This is a genomic window from Micromonospora sp. NPDC006431 (genome assembly GCF_042870725.1).
GTDB lineage: Bacteria > Actinomycetota > Actinomycetes > Mycobacteriales > Micromonosporaceae > Micromonospora.
Genome location: NZ_JBIAHQ010000014.1, coordinates 150,233 through 175,285, shown reverse-complemented (window position 1 = coordinate 175,285; position 25,053 = coordinate 150,233). Strand labels below are relative to the sequence as shown.

Here is a 25,053-nt window from a genome sequence, read left to right as displayed (position 1 = left end):
GGCCAAGTCGGCTGCTGCGACGGGGCGGACCGCTCATGCGGGTCCGCCCCGCAACGCCGTTTGGTGATCAAGCGCGTGGAGGGAGGCGGATGGGGGCTCCGCCGTCACCGAAGGTGCCCCGACCGCTGATGTGCCACCGGTGGAGCTGGATAACGTTCATCCACTGGCGCTGCCCACCCTCGATGCTGCAGCCGATGCTGCCGCCCGGGCTGGCGGTGGATACCTTCGACGGATCAGCCTGGGTCGGCTTGACACCGTTCCTCATGCAGGGAGTGCGGATTCCAGCACTACCAGCCGTACCGTGGTTGTCGAGCTTCCCCGAGACCAACGTCCGGACCTACGCCCGGGACCGGCAAGGCCGGCGGGGAATCTGGTTCCTCTCGCTGGACGCGGCCCGCTTGCCCGCGGTCCTCGCGGCCCGGGTCGGCTACCGGTTGCCCTACTACTGGTCGGACATGGCGGTACGGGTGAGCGGCACGCGGGTCGCCTATCGCTGTGCGCGTCGCCAGCCCGGCCCTCGACGGCTGCGATGTGACGCCGACGTGCGGCTGGGTCCGCCGCTGCGCGAGGTGGAGCGCGACGAGCTGGCCCACTTCCTGACCGCCCGGTACCGACTGTTCACCGTCATCGCCGGAGGGCTTGCCGCCGCCGAGGTGGAACACCCTGAGTGGCCGCTGCGCCGGGTCGAGTTGCTCCGGCTGGACCAGAACCTGCTGACCGGGGCGGGACTGCCCGCGCCGGCCGGCGAACCGATCCTCCACGCGTCTCGCGGCGTTCCCGTACGCGTGGGCAGGTGGCATCGCTGAAATCGCCCCGCATCCGCCCTCAACCACCACCTCCTTCTGCGGCCAGGGAGGCGGCGGGCGGCTACTCGTCGAGGGCTTGCTGGAGCACCGGGTCGGGAGCTGAGGACACCGCGGGCGGGCGGGCGGTCACCAGGTCGTAGGCCACCTTCCACGCCGCGGGTACCTCGCGTGCGGTGTTCTTCGCCAGAGTCACTCGCCGGCAGCCGTCACAGCGGGCGGCGACTCCGCTCGCGTCGATGCCGAGGCGTCGGCACAGCGTCACCGCACGGGGCAGGTGCAGTGACTGGCTGACGAGCAGCGCCCGGCGTACGCCGTACACGTCATGAGCGCGCTTGCAGGTGTCGTAGCTGTCGAGACCGTACGGATCGCCGACGATGTGCTCGGCGGGCACGCCTGCGGCGACAAGGTACGCCGTCATCGCGGCGATCTCGTCGCCGGAGGCGCCGGCGCGGTCGCCGGAAACGAGCACGGCGCTCGCCTTGCCGTCCTTGACCAGTTGGGTCGCCACGTCCAGCCGCCCCTTCAGGAACGGCATGGGCTGGGTGCCTCCCGGTGCCAGTTGCGCGCCGAACACGATCACGACCGGCGCCTCGGGCGCCTCATCGTACGGGTGCAGGTGGCCGGCGGAGTTCGCCCGGACCCAGAGCGCCGGAGCAGCGAGGAGCAGCACAAGCCCGGCCCCGACGACGAGGGCCCGCTGGACGAGTCGACGTCGCCGACGGGCCGGCCGGGGGCTGGAGTGTCCCGGCGGCTCGGCGGGGCGCGGACCGCCCGCATCGCCGGGTGGGAGCGACGCGGAAGGGTCTGGCGTGACGGTCATTGCCCGATGGTAGGCACCAGCTCAAGCGGAAACGGTCGTGGACGCTTCTCGGCAGCGGGTTGAGAAGCAGTCAAGCGGTCGAGCGCTCGCGTCCCCAGGCGGCCAGCGGCTCGAGTGCGTCGTTGAGGCGCGTGCCGTCCTCGGTCAGGGAGTACTCGACGCGGGGCGGTACCTCGTCGTAGGAGACTCGGTGCACGACGCCGTCCGCTTCCATCTCGCGCAGGTGAGAGGCCAGCACCTTCTCGGTGATCCCCGGAAGCAGTCGACGCAGCTCGCCGAAGCGACGGTAGGGGTGCTCGTGGAGCGCCCAGAGGATCAGCACCTTCCACTTGCCGCCGATCACCTCCATCGCGGTGTCGATCCCGCAGGCGTGTCCATCTGGTGCGCCCGGCCGGTTCAACGTCGCCATGCCCCCACCCTCTGACGTGCTCGCTAACCCCAGGGTAACCACCCACTCCGAAGTGCGTACTTGATCACCTACGGGCCTACGACCAGCCTGATCGGCATGGCACAGAACACTGCTGAGAAGACCTCCGTCACGCTGCTGGGGCTCGGCGCGATGGGCACCGCGCTGGCCCGTACCTGGCTCGCCGCCGGCCACCCGCTCACCGTCTGGAACCGCACACCGGCCCGCGCCGCGGCGCTCGGCGCCGAGGGTGCGAGAGTCGCGGACAGCGCCGCTGCGGCGGTCGCGGCGAACACCCTGGTCGTCGTTTGTCTGCTGGACGACGCCTCGGTCGACGAAGTGCTGGCTGGCACCGACCTGGCCGACCGGGACCTGGTCAACCTGACCACCAGCACCCCTGCCCAGGCGCGCGCCCGAGCCGAGTGGGCCCGCGAGCGCGGCGCCCGCTACCTGGACGGCGGAATCATGGCGGTCCCTCCGATGATCGGCATCCCGGAAGCCGGCGGCTACGTCTTCTACAGCGGCTCGCAGGAGCTGTTCGAGCGCCACCAGGAGACCCTGGGCGTCCCGGCCGGCACCACCTACGTCGGGAAGGATCCAGGCTTCGCGGCCCTGCACGACGTGGCCCTGCTCAGCGCCATGTACGGGATGTTCGCCGGGGTCGCGCACGCCTTCGCCCTGATCCGCAAGGAGGACATCGACCCGGCGTCGCTCGCCCCGCTGCTCGCGGACTGGCTCATCGCCATGGCCCCGGCAGTGCACCAGACCGCCGAACAGCTGCGCAGCGGCGACTACACCAAGGGCGTGGTCTCCAACCTCGCCATGCAGGTGGCCGGCACGCCGACCTTCCTGAGCACTGCCGAGCAGCAGGGCGTCAGCCCGGAACTGCTCAGCCCCTACTTCGAGCTGATGCGTCGCCGCCTGGCCGAGGGCAGCGGCGAGGAGGACCTGACGGGCGTGATCGACCTGCTGCTGCATTGACCGACCGCTTGCCGCCCCAGCGGCGACCGTGCTGGGGCGTCAGGCAGTGCTGGGTGGCTGGATGGTGCCGCCAGCCCTGGCGTCGGCCTTGTTGATCGTTGCCATCGCTACGGTTGGCTCGTCCACCGGGGCCACCCGGACGCGGACCGGGCCGGATACGCCAGCGTGGCCGGTCCCGGGCGGAGCAGCCGGCCCAGGCCCGCCCGCGGTCCTCTCAGCTTTTGTCGGCTCGGCGGCGAGACGCTCGAGCGCGCGGGCAAGCTGTTGCCGGCCGTCGTCAAGCTGCCGGGCCACCGCCCGGATCTGCGCGATCATCGTCTCGCCGCCGGTCGGCATCACCTTCCGTGCCGCGTCGTCTCGCTCGACCCCAGCGCCGCGGCGGTCGTTGTGCATCGCCCGCCGCTCCTCCTGCGCAGCGTCACCGCCCGCCGCTCGTACGGAGTTGTCGTACTGCGCACGGGCGTACTCGGCGACCCGATGCGCGTACTCGTGGGCCTGAGCCATGATCTGCTCGGCCTCCCGTTGGGCCTCGGACAGCAGGTTGACCTCGTTGGCTCTGGGCAAGTCCGCGGCCGCGCCGGCGCTCGGGATCACCCCGTGGCGGTGCAGCTCAAGCTGGCCAGCGAGCCGCTCGTTCTCAGTCCGCAACCGTGCGATCTCGGTAGCAAGCAGGTCAAGCTCGTCGGCGGCCTGGATGCGGAAACGGTCGACCTCATCCGAGTCGTAGCCCCGACGGGCGAGCGACGGGGTGTTGAACTGCCAGCGCCTTACCCGGTCGGCGGTTGTCCGCACCGCCGGCGGAGCGGGGACCTGAGTTCCGTCGCCTGTTCTGATCGGGGTCTCGCTCATCGGTCACCTCCGGGACCCTCAACTTCTGCATGCCACTGCTGTCCGGGTGGCATGCCCGGGCGGCTACGGAACCTGGCCGCCCGGGCATGGCCGGGAGCGGGGCTACTTGCCGGTCAGGGCGACCAGCGCGCTGGCGGTGCGGAAGTACGGGTTGCGGCCGAGGTCGCCGATCGTGACAATGCCGAGCGACTCCTTGAGCAGCTTGGCACCACCGTCGCTGACCCCGGCAAGGGCGGACACCGGGGCGTCGACCAGCTCAGTGACGCTCTTGTCCTGGTAGGCCTTGTCGACCAGCTTGGTGAGGTCGGCGGTGACGGGCATGAGAACTCCTTCTCTACGCAGCCTGGCATTTCCGGCTACTCGGTCGAACCTGAATGAATTAGATCATCATTCGCACCGTGCGGTCCACAAGCGACTGTGCAGTCGTCGCTGCCGCCTTCCTCGTTTCCGAACGGATGGTCGATCTCGTCGGCGAGGTCGTCAGCGTCCGCATCGGATGGCATTGGCCGGAGAACATAGCAAAACGGCCTGAGAAGCGGCCCATCCGGCGACAACCGTCCCAGCCCACCCAGGTCCGACCAGTACTCGCAGGTCCAGGCACGGCACGCGGGGGACATCCATCGATCAACACAGGGACGCGCGACAGCCCTCAGGTCCGATTGCGTCCCGGTGACCCAGCCCAGTTCCCCGCCTCATCGTCCAGGCCGGGGCGGTCGTTGGCATTGCGACTGCATTGCCAACGAGGTACCGTGGTTTGCGATGCAGTCGTATTGCGAAGAAGGTGGGCCCCATGCGTGTGATCCCGCTGTCCGAGGCGTCCGCCGACATGATCGATCTGGTGGGCGGCAAGGCGGCCGGCCTGGGCGAGTTGATCCGCGGGGGCGAACGCGTGCCGCCGGGGTTCTGCGTCACCACCGAGGCGTACCAGTCGGGCGTCATCCCGCAGGCGGAGATCGTCGACGCGTACGCGCGGCTCGGTGCCGGCCCGGTGGCGGTGCGGTCCAGCGCGACGGCCGAGGACCTGCCGGACGCGAGCTTCGCCGGACAGCAGGACAGCGTCCTCAACGTCACCGGCACCGCTGAACTGATCGCTGCGATCGAGAAGTGCTGGGGCTCGCTGCACAACGCCCGCGCGGTCGCCTACCGCGACGCCCACCACATCGATCACGACGCGGTCCGGATGGCCGTCGTCGTACAACGGATGGTCGCCGCCGAGGTGTCGGGGGTGCTGTTCACGGCGAACCCACTGACCGGCTGCCGCACGGAGATGATGGCCGACGCCGCGCCGGGTCCCGGCACGGCGGTGGTGGACGGCCGAGCTGTCGTCGACCACTACCTCCTCAACGGGTCGGACCAGGATGGCACCGGTTGCCTGGCAAGGGCCCAACTGGCCGAGCTGCGGGCCGTCGGCGAGCGCCTCCAGCGGCACTTCGGCTGCCCGCAGGACGTGGAGTGGGCGATCGACGAGGACGCGAAGATGTGGCTGCTGCAGTCGCGGCCAATCACCACACTCTTCCCCCTCCCTCCGGACACCGACAAACCCCTTCCGCGCGTCTACCTGGAGTTCGGCCACGTCCAGGGCATGCTCCAGCCCGTCACGCCGATGGGCATGTCCACGCTGAAGTCGCTGGTCGCGGCGATGCTCGCCGCGCTCGGCATCAGGGCCGAGATCGTCGACATCGGTGGGCGGCTCTACGGCGACCTGACCGACCTGGCGCGCAGCAGATCCGCCCGCAAACGGCTGGTCAAGCTCATGGCGGTCGACTTCGGACCGCGCGCCCAGGCGGTCATGCAGCAGGTCCTGGCGGACCCGCGGTTCGCTCCGGGCAAGGACCGCCCGGAGCGCCGACACGAGTCGAACCGGGCGTCCCGGTGGACGGCCGTGCGGCTGGCGGTCGGGGTCGTGCGGGCGCTGGCCCGACCCGACGCGGCGCGGACGCGGATGTTCGACGCCATCGAGCAGCTGAAACTCCGGTCCGCTGCGCCCGACGGCCTGCGTGCCGCCGCAGAACGGCTGCGCTTCGTGCAGGCCCAGGAGGCGGCGAGCAGCCCAGCTGACATCGTCTCCCCCATCGTCGCCGGCATGCTCGCGGCCGCGCTGCCGGCTCACCTGCTCAAGGGCGTCGTTCGCGAGGACGAGATCCACGCCGTACTGGCTGGGATGCCCTACAACGTCACCATCGAAATGGATCTCGCGCTGTGGCGGCTCACCCAGCGCGCCGGCGACCACCGACAGTTGCTGCTGCACACGCCGCCCGACGAGTTGGCCGCGCGGTACCGGCAGGGGACGCTCCCGGACATCGGACTGGCGGCGTTCCTGGACACCTACGGCCACCGCGGCGTCGCCGAGGTCGACCTCGGAGTGCCGCGCTGGAGCGAAGACCCGGCGCCGATCTTCACCATGATCGCCAACTACCTACGGGTCACCGATCCGGAGCAGGCACCCGACCGGCGCTTCGCACGTGCGGCCGCCACGGCGGAAGCCACCCTCCACGAGCTCGGCGCCCGGGCCCGCCGCCGCAGGCCGGTGCGGGGGCGTCTCGCCGGGTTCCTGCTGCGCCGTGCCCGCGCGTTGGCCGGACTGCGGGAGGCGGGCAAGTTCGCCGGCCTGTACCGGCTGCAGGAGATGCGGCGGCAACTGCTCTCCGTGGGCGTTGACCTGACCGGCAGCGGCCTGCTCGATCAGCCCGGCGACATCATGTTCCTGACCCTCGACGAGGTGCACGACGCCGTGCACCAGAACGTCGACCACCGGCAGACGGTCGCCTCCCGCAGAGCGGTCCACCGGCGGGAGTCGCGCCGCCGGGCCGTACCGGTGGCGCTGCTGTCGGACGGCACCGACCTGGAGGCGATTCTGCCGGCGCCGGCCACCGCGGATGGCGCGCTGACGGGCGTAGGGGCGGCAGCGGGCCGGGCGACCGGCCCCGCCCGGGTCGTCCACGACCCGGGCACCGCCCACATCGAACCCGGTGATGTCCTGGTCACCGCGACCACGGACCCGGGATGGACCCCACTGTTCCTCACCGCCGGAGCGCTGGTCACCGAAACCGGTGCGGTCATGGCCCACGGCCCCACCGTGGCCCGGGAGTACGGCATCCCCGCCGTCATCTGCGTCCCGGACGCGACCCGGAAAATCTCCACGGGTCAGATCATCACCGTGGACGCCGCAGCCGGAACGGTGACGATCCACTGACCGATGCCGGTGAAGAATCCCCCGACCAGGCCGAATTCCGAGTCGTTGGCGAGTCCGAGCGCGTTGCCCCGAAGCACGACCAGGGCAACGGGCCCCGCGGCCAGCCCAGCCCGCGGGGCCCGTTGTCACGTGGTCAGTTCCACAGCTGGAAAAGGTCGCTGCCGGAGCAGGCCCACTGGAAGATGTTCCCGTTCTGGCCGACGGTCGATGCGTCGGCGTCCAGGCAGGTCCCGGTGCCGACGTTGTGCAGTCCGGCGTTGGCGTCGCCGTTCGTGTTGAGCTGCCCGCTGCCCGAGAACCACCACCGCTGGTAGGGATCGCCGGTGGTGTTGCAGGCCCACTGGGTGATCGCCCCGCCGTTGCGGATGTCGGACGAGATGGCGTCCAGACAGGTGCCGGTACCGACGTTCTGGAGCACCGGGTTGTAGTTGTTCGCGCCGACCACCACCCGCCACTGCTGGTAGCTGTCGCTGCTGTTGCAGGGCCACTGGGCGATCCGCCCGCCGTTGCGGACGTCGGACGAGATGGCGTCCAGGCAGGTACCAGCGCCCCGGCTCTTCAGCTGGAACGAAAACCCGGTGATGGCGTCGCGCGCAGTGTTCAGGTAGTTCCGCCATGCCCCGTTGTTGTAGGTCGACCACGGGGTCCAGTTGCTGCCGTGGTTGGAGATGTTCCACGCCGCGTTGGCGTTGCACTGGACCTGGTAGGCGCAGGCGTCACTGACCTCGGGGTGCCAATAGTTGTTGATCTGCCACAGGCCCCGGTCGATCGAGCCGGGGTTCTGGCCCGTCGCCGACGGGTTGCAGCTCGACTCGGCCATGGCGACCGCCACAGCGACCACGATCTGCCGGACGTTGCCCGCAGACGTGCTGACGTTCGCGGTGTACGAGAAGCCGGCCTTGGCGGCCACCTTGGCACAGACCGTGGCGGCGGCAGACGCCGCCGCGGCCATCGTGCCCGTGGGCACACCGACCCCCGCGTTCAGCGATGCCGGCACCCGTCCGGCGGTGCCGTCGGCCGAGGCCGAGGCCGGGGCCGCACCTGGCGGAACCATCAACACAGCGGCCAGCGCCACGGCCAACAGTCGCACCGGTCGAATCCGGCCGGCGCCCCGCCGCCACGGGAATCTTCTGCTTACGGGATCGGATCGCACGCATGCCTCCCAAGGGCGACGGCTTATCCACCAGGGACCTGCACTGCCCGCTTCGCACTCCTGAACCGAGCAACCACCCCGACCATGATAAATCTGAATGTCTCGATGAAGCTAGGGGATGACGGGGTAAGTCCAGGGGTTACGCGACGTGGCGTAGCGGATAGCTAACCGACGAGTAGCCGGGTGACCACCGGCGACGCACGCGGCGAGCGGCGCCACGGACGGATCGCTGGAGACGTCCGAGAGGGTGGCGACGCGGAACCCGACCGCCGGCACTTCCGACGCGGGCTCCGACTCGTGCAGCATCCGCAGCGCGGCGGCAGCCCGCTCCGGCCGCACCATGCGCAGGAGCAGCGTACTGGGCGTGGGGACCCGTACCGTGCCGTGTCGGCACCGTGGCATCCGCGACTTGGACGCGGCTAGGAGGACAACCGACCGCGCCCGTGCGGCGGTGCCCCACCGGACGGCGAACGGGCGGAACAGCCGACGCCCTGCCGGGCCCGAGGTGAGACGCAGCTGACACGCCGACGCGACATCTGGTGTTGCCCACGCACCCGCACGGCCATATATGGTGTCTGGCGCAGCTGGTTCGGCCGTCTCTTGCGGGACGGTCGAGGCAAGAGGGAACCCGGTGGGAATCCGGGACTGCCCCGCAGCGGTGAGTGGGAACGACCGCCGTCATCAGCACTGGGCCACCGATGGCCTGGGAAGCGACGGCCAGTAGGCGACCGGTTCCGCCGGTTGTGCCCACGAGTCCGAAGACCTGCCAGCGCGTCGCACGCCCCGACCCGGTGTGTGACGGTCCGAGGCCGCGCGGGACGGCCGACGCCCACGGGACACCGCCGATGCCGGCGCCTGTCCGTCGGTGTCTGCACCCCGCGCGCCGAGGCCCATCCGGTCTCAAGCTCGCGAGGAGTGAGTAGTGACAGCCACCAAGGTCCACCCGACCACCGACGGGCTACCAGGCGATATCGCCCTGCCCGGGCAGCGGCGCGTGCAGATGCACGTCCGCAAGCGCAACGGTGACCTCGAACCCGTCGATGTCAACCGGATCGTCCGGGCAGTCGAACGGTGGAGCGCCGACCTCACCGACATCGACCCGCTGCGGGTGGCGACCCGCACCATCAGCGGCTTGTACGACGGGGCGAGCACGGACGAGTTGGACCGGCTGTCGATCCAGACCGCGGCCGAGCTGATCGGCGAGGAGCCGCAGTACTCACGGCTCGCCGCCCGTCTGCTGGCCGGATACGTCGACAAGGAGGTACGCGGGCAGGACATCGGCTCGTTCAGCCAGGCGATCCGGCGCGGCCACGCCGAAGGGCTGATCGGTGACCACACCGCCGCCTTCGTCGCCGCCCACGCCCGCATGCTCGACGAGGCGGTCGACCCGGCGGGTGACCTGCGGTTCGAGTATTTCGGGCTGCGCACCGTCTACGACCGGTACCTGCTGCGGCACCCGACCAGCCGGCTGGTGCTGGAGACGCCGCAGTCCTGGCTGCTGCGGGTGGCGTGCGGCCTGTCGCACACGCCGGACGAGGCGATCGCCTTCTACCGGCTGATGTCCAGCCTGGCGTACCTGCCCAGTTCGCCGACGCTGTTCAACTCCGGCACCCGGCACACCCAGATGTCGTCCTGCTACCTGGTGGACTCGCCCCGCGACGAGCTGGACTCCATCTACCAGCGGTACGCGCAGGTGGCCAACCTGTCCAAGTTCGCCGGCGGCATCGGCATCGCGTTCTCCCGGGTCCGCTCCCGCGGGGCGCTGATCCGGGGCACGAACGGACGGTCCAACGGCATCGTGCCGTGGCTGCGGACCCTGGACGCCAGCGTCGCCGCGGTGAACCAGGGCGGCCGGCGCAAGGGCGCCGCCTGCGTCTATCTGGAGCCGTGGCACCCGGACATCGAGGAGTTTCTGCAGCTGCGGGACAACACCGGCGAGGACGCCCGGCGTACGCACAACCTGAACCTGGCGAACTGGATCCCGGACGAGTTCATGCGCCGCGTAGAGGCGGACGGGATGTGGTCGCTGTTCGACCCGGACGAGGTGCCGGAGCTGCCGGATCTGTGGGGTGCGGAGTTCGACGCCGCGTACCGGGCGGCGGAGGCGCAGGGCCGCTGGGTGCGGCAGGTGCCGGCCCGGGAACTGTACGGGCGGATGATGCGCACCCTCGCGCAGACCGGCAACGGGTGGATGACGTTCAAGGACGCCGCCAACCGGCTCTGCAACCAGACCGCGGAGCCCGGCAACGTGGTGCACCTGTCGAACCTGTGCACCGAGATCATCGAGGTCTCCAGCGACGCCGAGACCGCGGTGTGCAACCTGGGCTCGGTGAATCTCGCCGCCCACCTCACCGGCGACAGCATCGACTGGGAACGGTTGCGCGCCACCGTCCGTACCGCAGTGACCTTCCTCGACCGGGTGATCGACATCAACTACTACCCCACCCCGCAGGCGGCGGCGAGCAACCCCCGCTGGCGGCCGGTCGGCCTCGGCATGATGGGCCTGCAGGACGTGTTCTTCGCGCTGCGGCTGCCGTTCGACTCCCCCGCCGCCCGGGAGCTGTCCACCCGGATCAGCGAAGAGCTCTACCTGACCGCCCTGGAGACCTCCGCCGCCCTCGCGGAACGGCACGGCCCGCACCCCGCCTTCGCGCAGACCCGGGCGGCACGCGGGCAGCTACAACCGGACCTGTGGGGCGTCACCGGCAGCCAGACCGCGCGCTGGGACACCCTGCGGGACCGGGTGGCCGCGCACGGGTTGCGCAACTCACTGCTGGTCGCGATCGCCCCGACCGCCACCATCGCCTCGATCGCCGGCTGCTACGAGTGCGTCGAGCCGCAGGTGTCCAACCTGTTCAAACGCGAGACCCTGTCCGGGGAGTTCCTTCAGGTCAACACCGCCCTGGTCGCCGAGCTCAAGGCTCGCGGGCTGTGGACCGAGCAGATCCGGACGGCGATCAAACGCGCCGACGGGTCCGTCCAGGATGTCGCGGAACTGCCGGCGGAGATGCGGGACCTGTTCCGCACCGCATGGGAGCTGCCGCAACGAGCGCTGATCGACCTGGCCGCCGCCCGCGCACCCTTCATCGACCAGTCCCAGTCGCTGAACCTGTTCCTGGCCACGCCGACCATCGGCAAACTCTCCTCGATGTACCTGTACGCCTGGAAGAGCGGGTTGAAGACGACCTACTACCTGCGGTCCCGACCGGCCACCCGCATCCAGCAGGCCACCGTGTCCGCCGTCGTTCCACCGGTGAGCCTCGATGCGGAGGTGCTGGCCTGCTCGCTGGAGAACCCCGAGGCGTGCGAGGCCTGCCAGTGACCACCCCGACCGACACCACCACGGAGACCACACCGATGCTGCTCGACCCCGGGATGGATCTGAACCTCCGCCCGATGCGCTACCCGCACTTCTTCGACCGCTTTCGCGACGCCATCCGCAACACCTGGACGGTCGAGGAGGTCGACCTGCACGCCGACCTGACCGACCTCGACCGGCTCTCCCCCGCCGAGCGGCACCTGGTCAGCCGGCTCGTCGCGTTCTTCGCCACCGGCGACACGATCGTCGCCAACAACCTCGTGCTGAACCTCTACCAGCACGTCAACAGCCCGGAAGGCCGCCTCTACCTGTCCCGGCAACTGTTCGAGGAGGCGGTGCACGTCCAGTTCTACCTCAACCTCCTCGACACCTACGTACCCGACGAGACCGAACGGGCCGCCGCGTTCGCCGCCATCGAGAACATCCCGTCGATCCGGCGCAAGGCCGAGTTCTGCTTCCGGTGGATCGATTCCCTGCAGGACCTGCGCGAGCTACGGAGCAAGCAGGACCGGAGGGCGTTCCTGCTCAACCTGATCTGCTTCGCCGCCTGCATCGAGGGCCTGTTCTTCTACGGCGCGTTCGCCTACGTCTACTTCCTGCGTTCCCGCGGCCTGCTGCACGGCCTCGCCTCCGGCACCAACTGGGTGTTCCGCGACGAGTCGATGCACATGGCGTTCGCCCTCGACGTGGTCGACACGGTCCGCCGAGAGGAGCCGGACCTGTTCGATGACGACCTCGCCGACCAGGTCCGGCAGATGCTCGCCGAGGCCGTCGACTGCGAAGCGCAGTTCGCCGAGGACCTGCTCGGCCAGGGCGTGCCCGGCCTGAACCTGGCAGACATGCGCCAGTACCTCCAGCACGTCGCTGACCGGCGGCTCACCCAGCTCGGCATCGCACCGGTGTACGGGTCGACCAACCCGTTCGCCTTCATGGAGCTGCAGGACGTTCAGGAGCTGTCCAACTTCTTCGAACGCCGGGTGTCGGCCTATCAGGTCGGAGTGAGCGGGGCGGTCACCTTCGACGACGACTTCTGAGCCGACACCCCGCCCCGGGGCGGCGGCACAGCCGCCCCGGGGGTGATGGTCAGAGACATCCGCTGACTCCCGCGCTTCGCGCGATGCCGGCCGAACTCCGGGCCCGATCAGTCCCGGCACAGCGGCACGTCGGGCTCCACGACGGTCCGGTTGACGATGTCCTTCTTGATGAAGTCGGCCTCCTGGGGAATGCCGACCCCCAACACCTGCTCGATCGCCTTGACCAGCGGCTCCGACAGGCTGATGCCCTCACCGGCCCGTACGGTCAGGACGAGTGTGGATCCTCGGCATTTCACCCCCGGCCCGACCGGCAGCGGCAAGCCGATCCGGCCGGCCGCCGATCCGTTGGTCACCCCGACCGACGCCACGATGCCGACGAACGGCCCGGCACCCGCAACCGGCAGGCCGAGCATGAACCCGAAACGGAACTCCGCGGCCACGACGATGCCCTCGACACCGATCGAAACGCCACGGATGGACTTCACGATGCTCTCCTGCACGGAGAAGGCCGGCGTCAGGACACTCGATTGGACGTAACCGATGGGTCCGTCGAGGCCCCACTTGCCGGTGGCCTTGATGTTGCCGTTCTTCGCCGAGAACCCGGTGCTGACGAGAAACTTGAACGTCTGCTTGAGGGTCGCCGGGAATCCGCCGATGATGATGGGCTGCTTCACCTCGATGGGCAGCTCGATCTTGACCTTCTTGTTGTCCGCCAACCCGCCTTCGGCGCCGGCGGCGATGGTGATGGCGAGCCCCTCGACTCCGTCGATCCGGAACTGCGGGTGGGGGATCACGCCGTTGGTCACCCGGATGTCCCCCCACGCCCGGAGGTTCCGAAGCAGCAGTTGGATGTCGAAGTCGACCTTGAGACGCTGCACGGCCGTCGAGTGCGAGGCGGTCAACCCCATCTTCGACTTGTCCTTGTACGCCTCGATGTCCCAGTCGCCGACCTTCTGGTTGATGCTCTTGGCCCCGCGCGCACCCGGCTCAGGCGCCGGGGCGAAGACGATCGGCGGCACGGCGAGCCGGACGTCGCCCGCGCCGATCGCGTTCACTCCCAGCCCGGTCGCCTGCCCGGCGTCCGGAACGACCGCCCCGGCCGGACCCCCGTCGACGACCTCGCCGAGCAGGTCAGGCAGCGGGCCGAAGGTCTGCGCCTCAGCGTCGAGCGGTTGGTCGAACGTGAAGTGGCCGTCCCGCACCACATCGGTCAGCCGCACCGGGGCCAGGGTGACGGCCTTGTCGCCGCCGGACCGCTCGACCTTCACCACCCGGCCGACCGCCTCGCTCGTGGCGAACATGATCTTACCGAGCGCCACGTCCTTGGCACCCCGGGCGCTGCCGTCGATCACGTAGGTGAACCCGTCCCTGCTCACCGACCGGATGACCCTGCTGCCGCCCTCGACGAGCACCACATCGGGCTGGTAGACCACGGACCTGTCCGGCTTCGGGCCGTACCCGTACCGGTCGTCGGTCGGATCGGATCCGCCGAGGCCGACCCTTCCGCAACCGGCGGTCAGCAGGATGACGACCAGCCCGGCCGCCATCCGTGCACGCCTACGCATGTTCGCTCCCGCCCCGCTCACAGCCGACCGGCCACCACCTGGATCAGGTCCTTCAACGGCTTGTGGTTCTCCTTCGGGTCGTTGAGCAGCACCAGGCGGATCCCGACCCACGTGCCCGTCTTCTGGACGAAGACCTCATTCGTCTGCGTGTCCAGGTACGCCTCGTCACCGACACCGGACAGCGTCTCCAGTTCGTGACCCAGCTGGCGCTCGATGTCGAGCATCTTCTTCGCGCCGTCGCCCACGTAGACCTCGACCTGGCCGGTCGGGCCGGTGGTCGGTGCCGTCCAGGTGCAGCTCTGTTGGCCGGCCCGGTGCGGGTCGAGCTTGAGCCGGGCCAGCGCGGCCGCCTCCTGATCGGTCACCAGGTCGCACGCCGTCGGTTCGGGCTTGTCGGCCGGGGCGGACGACGCGGCGTCTCCCCCGGGAGCCGTGGCAGTGGTCGCTGACGGTTGACCCTCGGCGCTCGCCGCCCGCGGCTCCTCCGATCGTCCGCACCCGGTCGCCGTGAGCAGCAGCACGGTGGCCGGCGCCACGAGCAGCCACCAGCTGGCACCCGCCCGCGTGGTCATGACACGCCCACCTGTTCCAGCGACTTCTCGAGCCCCGGGCAGTGCTTCGTCGTGTACTCCGACACCGGCGGCAGCGCCGTCTTGACCTTCGCCATGGTCGGGTTGAGCCGCGCGTAGGCCGCGGGGTCTTGGGCCATGCTCTTGCCCGTGGTGTCGATGACCGCGTCGTAAAATTCGCTGAGCGCCGCGACCTGGGTCTTGATCTCGGCCGGCGCCGCTGCCTTCAGATCCTTCACCCGGGCGTGCGCGTTGGCCACATCGGCCTTCCTGTCGGCCGCGCCCTGCGCGAACAGCGGATCGATCGAGGCGGTGAAGGCCTTCACCGCCTCGCACCAGCGGTCGCCGCCACCCGGCTTGCCCTGGCCTGTCGCGTCCCCGCCACCGGGCTGGGCGGTCGCCTTCCCGCCGTCGGCCGCAGCGGTCGCACCTGCGCTGCCAGCCGGGCCGGCATCGCCCGCCGCCGGTGCCGCGTCGTCGGGCCCGCAGCCCGCCAACAGGAGCCCGACCGCCAGCGCGGCAACACTCCCCCGAATTCGTGTCATCGATCCCCCTCTGACGAGAGCGAGCTGACCGCCTCGCATAGGTCCAACCTCGCTGGACGACCCGCGGCACATGCCGGCGGCGTCCACTTGATCAGTCTGATCGGCCGGCTTCGGGAGTCGTTCAGGAATTGTTCAGGCGGACGGGCGCACCCGCTCGGGGAGCGGAAAGGCGGTCGGCTCGACGTCCATCTCACGCATCCGCGCGACGTACTCCCGATAGCGGCGGCTCGCCTCGCCGTGCCGCCCGGCGGCCGACAACGCGCCGATCAGCCCCAGGTGCGCCGGCTCGTCGTAGCCGTCCTCGACGGTGAGCCGCAGGTACCAGCCGATCGCCGCCTCCGTGCGGCCCAATTGCAGGCACCGCCTCGCCAGCCGGTGGATCACTTCGCGATGCAGGTCGGCTAGGACGGCACGGGGACGCTGTACCCAGTCTCCAACGACCTCGCCGTCGTCGCAGAGATCGCCGGTGTACCGGGCCACCACCGCCTCGAGGCGGCTCAGCAGCCGGACATCGCCATCGGTGCCCGCGGCCTCTGCCGGATCTGGGCCGCCGCTCGGCCGGGCCTTCGTCGTGCTCGCGCCGTCCGACGCGATGGCCGCGCGGGCCGCTTCATAGAAGCGCAGCGCGTCCACCGCGACGTGCGCCGGGTTGATCCGGACGGTGGCAGGGTCGGTGGCGAGGTAGCGGTCAGCCGGATGCTGCCGGTCCGGATCGAGTACGCCCCGGACGGTCGAGATCAGGACGGACAGGCGGCGCAGCGCCACGTCCGTCCGGGCCTCCGGCCACAGCGCGGTGGCCAGGGCCTCGCGGGCGACCGGCCTCCCGAGCTGCCCGATCACCATCTTGAGCAGGTCCCGCGCCTTGCGGGACTGCCAGCTAGCCGCCGGCACGGGCACCCCGGCCAGCCGTACGGTGAACTGGCCCAGGGTTTGCACCTCGACCGCGGGGACGGGCGCCGGGCCGATCGACGCCAACGGGCCGGCGACCTGCCAGGCGCCGTCCTGCACGCCGAGCTGCTTCAGCCGCTCGTATGCCACCTCCTCCGCCAACTGGTCGCCGGAGAGACGTGCCTGCAGTAGGGCGTTGGTGGCGAGGGCGAACTCGTTGCCGAGTTCGGCCCAGATGGTCGCTGCCTCGACCAGGCTGGCGAGGAAGCGGCGGACCCGCCGGGCGGACGCCGCCTCGGGGCTGGCCCGGTGGGAGGCGAGCGCGGCGAGCTCCATGGCCTCGGCCAGGCCGGCGGCGTCACGACGGCGGCCGGCCTCTGATCGAACCTGTTCGCCGTAACGTAGTGCGGCCTGCGGATCACCGGAGCAGAGAGCGACCCAGCCCGCGGCCAGTTCGGCGACGGTGGGCCCGGCGGCGCTGGGCATGGCCAGGGCCCGCCCGGCGTACTGCTCGGCCGCCACCGGATCGTCCGCGTAGCTGATCCGCGCGAGCCCCGCGCACGCCTCGACCAACACCTGGGCGTTGCCGTCCGGCTCTCCCATCGCCAGCGCCGCCTGGTAGGCGACCATCGCCTGGCGGGCAGCGCCACGGACCCGGTGCACCCGAGCGGCCAGCGCCAACCCGAAGGCCGCCAGCGGCGACCCGGCCTGCTGCCACCGGGCCACGGCCTCGTCCGCGTCGCTACGCGCCCGGCGCAACTCGCCCAGCCCCAACCAGGCCTCCGCCCGGTTGTGCAACGCCAATGCGAGCAGCGTCTGGTGCCCGAGCAGCTCGCCGAGCCGGACCGCCTCCCGGAGTTCTTCGACGGCCGACCGGTAGCGTCCCTCCTCCACCAGGCGTGAACCGACATTGCACCGGATCCGGAGTTGCTGGCCGAAGTCGCCGGCCCGCTCGGCCGCCGCGAGCGCCCGGGCGTACGCGTACTCGTTGTCGGCCCGGTTGCCGTCGCTGAACGCGACCAGCGCCTGCGCCACGTACGCCGCCGCAACCGCCGAGTCGTCCCCGCTCTGCTCCGCGACGCGGACGGCCTCCTCGGCGAGTTGCCCGGTCTGCGCCTGGTCGCCCCTCGCCCAGCGGGTCGCGGCCAGGCCGGCGAGCACCTGGGCGCGGTCCGCCAGCGCGGACGGCCCATGGTCGGCAGCGTCCAGTGCCGCGCGTTGGTAGCAGGCTTCGGCCGCGTCGAACCGCCCCCGATGGTGCAGCAGCACACCGAGGCGCCAAGCCAGCGCCGCCGGCAACGGCGAGTCCGCCGGCACGGCCGCGAGATGGCGCAGGGCCTCGTCGTAACGCCCGTCGTGTACGGCCGCCTCGACCAGACCGAGAACTTCAAGCCGGTCAGGACCACCCGGGTCGGTGGTCTTGGCGCCAACGCCTTTCATCGGAGTCACCTGTCACTGGTCCTCGTCATCCGATCCGGGGGTGACGGCACCGTCAACTGCCGAACGTACCCCGCATCGTCAAGCGTTCTCGCTGCCTGGTGATACCTCACGACAAGCACACCGAGACCAGTGAGGCCGACAAGGCCGGCGAGGACCAGCCCGACGACAATGCGAAAGCGCATCATTTCTCCTTGGACCCGGGGGGATATGGCGGATTTCCGCAGCCTAGGCCGCTCCGCCCGGTTCGCGGATCAGTGCTGCCTCGAATCTGGGGTGTCGCCTCGCCGATGGTGATGTGCGGGCCTCCCTCCCGCCGCTCGGGCCGGCCGGCCGATCCCGGTCGGCATGGTCGCCGCCGCCAAGTCGGATGTCCGGCGGCTTCGTCAGGCCCACGTCGGGCCGCCGCCACCCGGCGTAAGGTTTGCCCTAGGCACCGCCCCGGGGAAGCCACCCGGCACCCGTTGGTGGCGGTGATGAGAAGAAGTCGTCCTGTCGGTCCTCGGACTCGCTCGCGCGTCCTGGCCGCGCATGACCGCGGGGGCGCTCGTGGAGCGGCTACGCCGGGGCTTACGTCCGGTCACCGAGAAGACCAACGTCACTACCGCCGAACTGTTCTTCGACGTGGTGTTCGTCTTCGCGTTCATCCAGGTCACCACGTTGATGACTGCGGAGCACAATGCGCTCGGTGTCGCCCACGGGCTGCTGGTGCTCACCTTGCTGTGGTGGTCGTGGTCGCTGTTCGCCTGGCTGGGCAACCGGGTAAGGGCCAACTACGGTCTGTCGCGGCTGGTGATCCTCACCGCCACGCCGGTCCTGTTCCTGCTGGCCGTCACCATCCGGGAGGTGTTCGACGACCTGCCAGGCGGAGTCGACAGCGGGCTGCTGTTCGTCACCCTTTTCGCCCTGGTACGCGTGTTCTACCTGGCCCTGCGGCTGTACGCCACGCCGGGACTGCGCGTGCGCGACGTTTCCGCGCTCACCATACCGTTGAGCGTCGCCACCGGCCTGTTGCTGACCGCAGTGCTGCTGCCCACGTCCGGCCTGCCTGCCGAGCGGGTCAGGCTCGGCCAGGTGGTGCTCTGGGGGATCGCCGTGGCCGTCGACTACGGCTTCGGCATGGCGCTACCGATTCCAGCGCGGGCCATCTTTTCCGCCCGGCACTGGGCGGAACGGCACAATCTGATCATCATCGTGGCGCTCGGCGAGGTCCTGGTCGCCATCGGCATCGCTGGCACCGACCTGCCCAACACACCGGGACTGCTCATCGCCTCCGCGTTCGCGGTCCTCGTCGCCGGCGCGCTGGAGTGGATCTATTTCGACCTCTCCACGCTGACCGGGGAACACGCCATACGCGGGGCCCAACCGGCCCGCCGGGTGGCCCTCGCCCGGGACGGCTACACCTATCTGCACCTACCGATGATCGCCGGCATCATGCTGCTCTCCGTCGGCCTCAAGCACACCCCGTCACTGGTCGGAGAGATCAACGCCTACCACCGTGGTGATCCGCTCGACACACTCGGCCGCTACGCCCTCTACGGCGGGTCGCGCTGTTCCTGGCGGCCCACGCGGCATTCCAGTGGCGGCTGAGCCGCAGAGCCCGCGCCCCGGTCTGGCCCCGGCTCGCCGCAGCAGTCGCGCTCCTCTCGCTGCTGCCCATCACCGCCCGAATCTCCGCCCTCCAGGCGCTGGGGTGGCTGGCCGTGACCTGCCTGGTCACCGCCGTGGCGGAGGTCGTGGTCAGCCGGCCGCTACGGCGCCAACTGCGACAGGCACTCTCCGCGGAAGCGGAGACTGGCTCCCCCGAAAACCGCGAGGCCGACCCGGCGGGACGGGCTTCTCATAGTCGCGCCACCACCTGAGTACGGGTTCGTCACCCCATGGCACGCATCCTGACCACCGGGTGGTGGTGGGGCGGGCCTCCGCAGGCCAACTGATCCTCGCGTCACCTGGGATGGGCGGCGGGGCTTCGGTACCCGCCGCAGGCAGCCGGGGCGGTGGCGGAGGTGCCGCGTTCATTGACCGGATGGACGGTGATGCCCCGCCTGGGTGGCCTTGTCGTGCGCATCCCTCCGGGTGTACGACGTCCAACCGTCGGTGTGGCGGGGTTGTGTCCGGCGACGATGAGCGGTGTGGGACTGCGGGAAGGCGGTGGAGAGGGTCAGGACCTGTTGCAGCGCCGCGAGGACGTGCGGCAGGCCAACTTTCTGGAGCTGTTCGTCGACCTGGTGTTGGTGTTCGCCCTGGCCGGGGTGGTCAACCGGGTCGCGCGGGACCTGGTCAGCCCTGACATTGTCGCCCGGTGGCGGGCGATGGCCTACCTGCTCGTGCTGTCGCTGCCGCTGATCTGGTTGTGGATCACGACCGCGCACATCACCAGCTGGTTCGACCCTCGTCGCCGCAAGATCCAGTGGATCGTCCTGGCCAGCGCCTTCGGACTGCTGGTCATGTCGTCGTCGCTGCCGTCCGCGTTCGTCGGCCGCGGGTTGGCGTTCGTGCTGCCGTACGTGATCCTGCAGCTGGGCCGGCCACTCATCCTGATGCCCGCGCTGCGCGGGCACCCCTTGCAACAGCTCTACCGCCGGTCGCTGCCATGGCACGCGGTCTCGGCGGGGATCTTCTTCGCCGGCGCCGCCGTCAGCGGCGCCGCCCGCGCCGCCCTGTGGGGGGCCGCCGTGACGGTGGACATCGTCGCCGCGCAGCTGCGCTGGCCGGCACCGGGAACGCCCGAACCGCCGGTCAGTGCGTGGGCCACGGACAGCAAGCACCACCTGCCCGAGCGCTACCAGCAGCTCCTGATGATCGCCCTCGGAGAAACCGTGCTCGCGGTCGGCACCACATTCACCAGCGAGCCGATCAGCCTGGCCACCTCGGCGCTGCTGGTGGTGGCGTTCCTGTCAGTAGTGCTGCTGTGGCGCATCTATTTCTACCGCTCCGGGCAGATCCTCGCCGACGCCCTCGCCGCCGCAGGGGACAGGGACGCCGCCGGCCGCGCCACCGGCACTGCCCACGTCCTCATGGTGCTGGGCATCGTCGCCACCGCCGTCGGCTTCGAGGCCATGCTGAAACATCCGGGAGGCACGCCTGAGCCCGCGTGGCTCATCGCCAGCCTCGGCGGCCCGGCACTGTTCCTCTACGGCCGTATCCGTCTGGAACGCATCGTGTACAACCGGCTCTCCATCCGCCGCGTCGTCGCCGTCGCCGCACTGGCAGTCGCCGCCATCCCCCTGTACTTCGCTCCGCCGCTAGCCTCTCCGGTCGTTGCCGGACTCATACTGCTCGCCGTCGCCCTCGCCGACGCCCGTCACGCCGCCGGCCGTCCCCCCGAAGCCCCCTCCCCGGCACACTAGGCCGGCCGCAAGCGAGACGCTGCCATTGACGTCGCCGGTATGGTCCGGTGGCGGCGGGTAGATCATCGACGTTGAGCAGGGGTGACCGGTGTTCCTCTGGGTGCATTACACCGACATGGTGATCGCGCTGCTGGCTGTGCCCATCGCCGTGGCCGCAGGCTGGGTCGTGATGCGTCCCCCGGCCTCGGCAGGCACCAAGGGTTCGCGGATGCGGCGGCTGCTGTTTGGGCTGCTGCTCGGCGGGGCTGCGCTGCGGGTGGTTGCGGCTCTGCTCCTGCTGCCGAACGGGTGGGACTTCGCGGGGCCGAGGTTGGTCTTCGTCGCCCCGACGCTGGCGGTGGTCGCGACGGTTCACGCGGTGTGGGTACGCCCGATGCCGGGGTCGCCCGGTGGCGAGCGGCGGGCAGCCAGGTGGCCCGGCGACTACTGGGCGGCGGCGGTCGCGGTAGGTGCGGTGCTGGTGGCCAGCGCGGCGCAGTTGGCCGGCACGGGCGCCGCTGCGCTGACCGGTGTCGGTGTCCTCGGCGCTGCCGCGGTGTGGCGGCGGACCCGATGGAGCGGGCGGTCGGCCGGCCGGTGGTGGCGTACGGCGGCGAAGGGCGCGCTCGGCGCCGCGGTGGCCGCCGCGGTGCTCGCGGCGCTGTCCACGGCCAGCCAGCTGCCGGCGAGCAGCAGCATGACCGGCGGCCCCGCCGACATCGGCGGCGGCAGCATGGCCGGTCATCGCCACCACGGTGGTGCCAGTGTGACCACGTTGACCGGCACCGACACGGACGGCGTGCCGGCACGCCGGTTCACCTTGACCGCGCAGCCCGCCAGGATCCGACTGGATTCGGGCCAGCAGGTGGAGGCATGGACGTTCAACGGCGTCACGCCCGGCCCGCAGCTGCGGGTCCGGCAGGGGGACCTGGTGGAGGTGACGCTGGTCAACCGGCTGCCCGGCGTGGGCGTGACCCTGCACTGGCACGGCGTGGACGTGCCCAACGCGATGGACGGCGTGGCGGGGGTGACCCAGGACGCGGTCCCGCCAGGCGGCCGGTTCGTGTACCGGTTCCGGGCCAAGCAGGTCGGCACCTACTGGTACCACTCCCACGAGATGTCCTCCGTCCAGGTCCGTCGGGGCCTGTTCGGGGCGCTCGTGGTCCTGCCCGCGAACGCGCCCGAACAGAGCGGTGACGTCGACGAGACAGTGCTGCGGCACACCTGGGTCGACGAGGACGGCGTCGCGACCCTCGGCGTGACCACCGGCGTGCAGCGGCGACAGACGCCGGCCGGCCGGCAGGTGCGGCTCCGGCTGGTCAACACCGACGGCAACCCTGCCACCTTCACCCTGACCGGCGCCCCGGTACGGGTCGTCGCGATCGACGGCACCGACGTGCACGAACCGGGTCTGCTCAAGGGCGTACGGATCCTGGTCGGCGGTGGGGCCCGCTACGACCTGACGTTCACGATGCCCGACCAGCCGGTTGTCCTCCGCGCAGACGGCCCGGCGATCGTCTACAGCCCCGACGGGAACGCAGGCCCCGACCATGCGGGTCCGGCACCGGCGCTGCTGGACCCCGCCCGCTACGGCACGCCCGCCGCCACCCCGTTCGGAGCGGCCAGCCACGTCGACCGACGCTTCACGCTACGCGTCGACGAGCGGCTCGGCTTCTACGACGGCCGCCCGGCGGTGCGGTACACGTTCAACAACCGGTCGTTCCCGGACGTGCCGATGCTCATGGTCTCCCCCGGTGACCTGGTCGAGGTCACCTACGTCAACCGCAGCGGCCAGCACCATCCGATGCACCTGCACGGGCACCACATGCTGGTGCTGAACCGGGACGGCAGGCCCACGAGCGGGAGCCCGTGGTGGGCCGACACCCTCGACGTCGGGCCAGGCGAGACCTACCGGGTGGCGTTCCGGGCGGACAACCCCGGGATCTGGATGGACCACTGCCACAACCTCGAACACGCCGCCAACGGCATGATCCTGCACCTGGGCTACTCGGGCATCACCACGCCCTTCCAGACCGGGCACGGCACCGCCAACCACCCGGAATAGGCCTGCTGGGAGGCCTGACCCGGGTGCGGACGTGCTCACCGCGCGGCTGTCACGACCATCGTGCTCACCGTCGCCGGCCGCTCGGTATGCGGGCGCGCCGATCACCCTGGGTCATCGGCGGAATGTCACTTCCCGCACCAAGCTCCAGACGCGGTTCACGCTGCAGACTGGCGACGATCACCCCATAGGGTTTCCCAAAAGATCTACCAGAGTGGATCAATGGGAGGACCACGTGATCGACGGAAGTCAACGACGACGAATCCGGCGCCTCGCGGCCCTGGGAGTCGGCGTACTCCTGGCCAGCCTGCTCACGCCCACCCACACCGCCCAGGCGCAACCGGACCCGGCGCCCGCGGTCGGCAAGGCGTCCTTCAGCAAGCCCGCCGCCTTCGACGTAACCGCGCCGCTGCGCGACGTCGCCCGCACCGCCCGACGCTCGGTGGCGCCCACGCCGCCGCAGCTGCCCGAGGAACGCGGCCCGCGACTGAGCGACCGCGGCCACACCCCCGACCAGGCGGTCCAGGCCAAGAAGCCGACCCGCACGATCGGCGGCACCACCGCGAACTTCGAGGGCCTCAGCAACCAGGACAACTTCAACGTGCTGGGCGGCCGGGTCAACCCGCCCGACCCGATCGGCGATGTCGGCCCGAACCACTACGTCGAGATGGTCAACCTGGTCTTCGGGGTCTACTCCAAGACGGGCCGGCTGCTGCTCGGTCCCCTCGCGCTCGGGGACCTGTGGGCCGGCTTCGCAGTCGACGAGTGCACCGAACACTCCGGCGACCCGGTCGTGCTCTACGACCAGCGGGCCGACCGCTGGATCCTCACCCAGTTCACCACCCGCGGCTCGGACTACCCGAACGAGCCGGCCAACCTCTTCTACAACTGCGTCGCCATCTCCACCACCGGCGACCCGACCGGCTCCTACTACCGGTACGCCTTCAACACCGGCTACAACTTCCCGGACTACCCGAAGTACGGGATCTGGGGTGACACCTACCTGATCACCACCCGCGAGTTCGGCACCGTCGACCCGTCCGTCTACGGCATCGGCGTCTACGGACTCGAACGGGACCGGATGATCGCCGGCGACCCGGACGCCCGGGCGGTGAGCTACCTGCTCCAGGAGGGCCGGGTTCCGTTGAACCTCATCGGCGACGGCCTGCTCCCCGCCGACGCGGACGGACCCAAGCCGCCCCCGGCCGGCTCACCCGCACCGATCGTCGGCACCCAGGACGACGGCGCGGGATACGGCGCCACCTTCGACGCCGTCAACGTCTGGGAGTTCAGCGTCACCTGGAACGCGGCCCCCACCGCCTCGATCGGGCTCAAGACCCAGCTGCCGACCGCCGGGTTCGACTCGGTCTTCCCCTGCCAGCCGACCGCCCGCGACTGCCTGCCCCAACCCGGCATCACCAACCGCGACCAGTACCTCGACGTGCTCTCGTACCGGCAACGGCCCACCTGGCGGCTGGCCTACCGAACGTTCGGCTCGTACGAGTCCATGGTCACCAACCAGTCGGTGGAGGCGCTGCCCGGGCAGGCCGGCGTCCGCTGGTGGGAGCTGCGCCGTGACAAGCGCGGCAACTACACCATTCACCAGGAAGGCACCTTCGCCCCCAACGACACCGTCAACCGCTGGATGGGCAGCATCGCGCAGGACCGCAAGGGCAACATCGCCCTCGGCTACAGCGTGGTCAACGGCACCGACGTCTACCCCGGAATCCGCTACACCGGCCGCCTCGCCGGTGACCGGCGCGGCGAGCTCACCCTGGGCGAGGCCACCGTCGTCAACGGTACGGCCGCGCAGACCAGCCTCAACTCACGCTGGGGCGACTACAGCTCGATGAACGTCGACCCGGTCGACGACTGCACCTTCTGGTACGTGAACGAGTACTACACCCAGGCCGGGGCCGCCCAGGCGCCCAACGGCAACGGCTGGCAGACCCGCATCGCCAGCTTCCGCCTACCCGGCTGCTGACCGGCACCATCGGGCGGGCGGCCATGGCGGCCGCCCGCCCGATGCCTCTTCCCTCACCAGCGACGCGTCATCCCCGTCCTGGCCGGTCCCGGGCTCGGCTTCATGCGCGGCCT

Annotated in this window: 18 protein-coding genes and 1 riboswitch; of the genes, 9 read left to right on the top strand and 9 right to left on the bottom strand. The window is 70.5% G+C overall.

Annotated elements, in window-relative coordinates:
• Positions 1–35: 35 nt before the first annotated feature.
• A complete protein-coding gene (locus ACFYM6_RS23335; RefSeq protein WP_387278639.1) occupies positions 36–806 on the top strand; it encodes a YqjF family protein in 771 nt (256 codons plus the stop codon).
• A gap of 61 nt (positions 807–867) precedes the next feature.
• Here ACFYM6_RS23335 and ACFYM6_RS23330 read toward each other — a convergent pair whose 3' ends face one another.
• Together ACFYM6_RS23330 and ACFYM6_RS23325 are read right to left on the bottom strand one after the other, a co-directional pair.
• Positions 868–1,626 (bottom strand): vancomycin high temperature exclusion protein, encoded by a 759-nt coding sequence (locus ACFYM6_RS23330; RefSeq protein WP_387278637.1) that lies wholly within the window; start codon positions 1,624–1,626, stop codon positions 868–870.
• 70 nt (positions 1,627–1,696) lie between these two features.
• Positions 1,697–2,035: a winged helix-turn-helix transcriptional regulator gene (locus ACFYM6_RS23325; protein ID WP_387278635.1), complete on the bottom strand. Its 339-nt coding sequence runs from the start codon at positions 2,033–2,035 to the stop codon at positions 1,697–1,699.
• 96 nt (positions 2,036–2,131) lie between these two features.
• Between ACFYM6_RS23325 and ACFYM6_RS23320 the strand changes: the two genes are divergently transcribed.
• Positions 2,132–3,013 carry an NAD(P)-dependent oxidoreductase gene (locus ACFYM6_RS23320; RefSeq protein ID WP_387278633.1) on the top strand — a complete coding sequence of 294 codons (882 nt, stop codon included), beginning with the start codon at positions 2,132–2,134 and terminating at the stop codon, positions 3,011–3,013.
• 39 nt (positions 3,014–3,052) lie between these two features.
• On the opposite strand, the gene ACFYM6_RS23315 is transcribed toward ACFYM6_RS23320, so the two are convergent.
• Complete coding sequence (locus tag ACFYM6_RS23315; RefSeq protein ID WP_387278631.1) at positions 3,053–3,862, bottom strand: DivIVA domain-containing protein; 810 nt, start codon at positions 3,860–3,862, stop codon at positions 3,053–3,055.
• A gap of 102 nt (positions 3,863–3,964) precedes the next feature.
• Positions 3,965–4,183 (bottom strand): hypothetical protein, encoded by a 219-nt coding sequence (locus ACFYM6_RS23310; protein ID WP_387278629.1) that lies wholly within the window; start codon positions 4,181–4,183, stop codon positions 3,965–3,967.
• 469 nt (positions 4,184–4,652) lie between these two features.
• On the opposite strand from ACFYM6_RS23310, the gene ACFYM6_RS23305 reads away from it, so the two are divergent.
• Positions 4,653–7,055 (top strand): PEP/pyruvate-binding domain-containing protein, encoded by a 2,403-nt coding sequence (locus ACFYM6_RS23305; protein ID WP_387278627.1) that lies wholly within the window; start codon positions 4,653–4,655, stop codon positions 7,053–7,055.
• 133 nt (positions 7,056–7,188) lie between these two features.
• Here the strand turns inward: ACFYM6_RS23305 and ACFYM6_RS23300 are convergent, their stop codons facing one another.
• On the bottom strand, positions 7,189–8,145 hold the full coding sequence (locus ACFYM6_RS23300) for an RICIN domain-containing protein (protein WP_387278625.1): 957 nt from the start codon (positions 8,143–8,145) through the stop codon (positions 7,189–7,191).
• Between the two features lie 631 nt (positions 8,146–8,776).
• Positions 8,777–8,994: riboswitch (cobalamin riboswitch) on the top strand.
• Positions 8,995–9,130: 136 nt separating this feature from the next.
• Here ACFYM6_RS23300 and ACFYM6_RS23295 point away from each other — a divergent pair.
• Together ACFYM6_RS23295 and ACFYM6_RS23290 are read left to right on the top strand one after the other, a co-directional pair.
• A complete protein-coding gene (locus ACFYM6_RS23295; RefSeq protein WP_387278623.1) occupies positions 9,131–11,530 on the top strand; it encodes a ribonucleoside-diphosphate reductase subunit alpha in 2,400 nt (799 codons plus the stop codon).
• Between the two features lie 35 nt (positions 11,531–11,565).
• Positions 11,566–12,561 (top strand): ribonucleotide-diphosphate reductase subunit beta, encoded by a 996-nt coding sequence (locus ACFYM6_RS23290; protein ID WP_387278678.1) that lies wholly within the window; start codon positions 11,566–11,568, stop codon positions 12,559–12,561.
• Between the two features lie 107 nt (positions 12,562–12,668).
• Here the strand turns inward: ACFYM6_RS23290 and ACFYM6_RS23285 are convergent, their stop codons facing one another.
• From ACFYM6_RS23285 to ACFYM6_RS23270, 4 genes are all read right to left on the bottom strand, one after another.
• A complete protein-coding gene (locus ACFYM6_RS23285; protein ID WP_387278621.1) occupies positions 12,669–14,126 on the bottom strand; it encodes a hypothetical protein in 1,458 nt (485 codons plus the stop codon).
• Between the two features lie 17 nt (positions 14,127–14,143).
• Positions 14,144–14,698 (bottom strand): hypothetical protein, encoded by a 555-nt coding sequence (locus ACFYM6_RS23280; protein ID WP_387278619.1) that lies wholly within the window; start codon positions 14,696–14,698, stop codon positions 14,144–14,146.
• Entirely contained in the window at positions 14,695–15,240 is a 546-nt protein-coding gene (locus tag ACFYM6_RS23275) for a hypothetical protein (RefSeq protein WP_387278617.1), read from the bottom strand. The genes ACFYM6_RS23280 and ACFYM6_RS23275 overlap by 4 nt, the downstream gene beginning before the upstream one ends.
• A 132-nt stretch (positions 15,241–15,372) precedes the next feature.
• Positions 15,373–17,568 carry a BTAD domain-containing putative transcriptional regulator gene (locus ACFYM6_RS23270; RefSeq protein ID WP_387278615.1) on the bottom strand — a complete coding sequence of 732 codons (2,196 nt, stop codon included), beginning with the start codon at positions 17,566–17,568 and terminating at the stop codon, positions 15,373–15,375.
• A 528-nt stretch (positions 17,569–18,096) separates the two neighbouring features.
• Here ACFYM6_RS23270 and ACFYM6_RS23265 point away from each other — a divergent pair.
• From ACFYM6_RS23265 to ACFYM6_RS23250, 4 genes are all read left to right on the top strand, one after another.
• Positions 18,097–19,155: a low temperature requirement protein A gene (locus ACFYM6_RS23265; protein WP_387278613.1), complete on the top strand. Its 1,059-nt coding sequence runs from the start codon at positions 18,097–18,099 to the stop codon at positions 19,153–19,155.
• A gap of 542 nt (positions 19,156–19,697) precedes the next feature.
• Entirely contained in the window at positions 19,698–20,915 is a 1,218-nt protein-coding gene (locus tag ACFYM6_RS23260) for a low temperature requirement protein A (protein WP_387278611.1), read from the top strand.
• Between the two features lie 88 nt (positions 20,916–21,003).
• A complete protein-coding gene (locus ACFYM6_RS23255) occupies positions 21,004–22,959 on the top strand; it encodes a multicopper oxidase family protein (RefSeq protein WP_387278609.1) in 1,956 nt (651 codons plus the stop codon).
• A 232-nt stretch (positions 22,960–23,191) separates the two neighbouring features.
• Positions 23,192–24,940 carry a hypothetical protein gene (locus tag ACFYM6_RS23250; RefSeq protein WP_387278607.1) on the top strand — a complete coding sequence of 583 codons (1,749 nt, stop codon included), beginning with the start codon at positions 23,192–23,194 and terminating at the stop codon, positions 24,938–24,940.
• Positions 24,941–25,053: the final 113 nt, after the last annotated feature.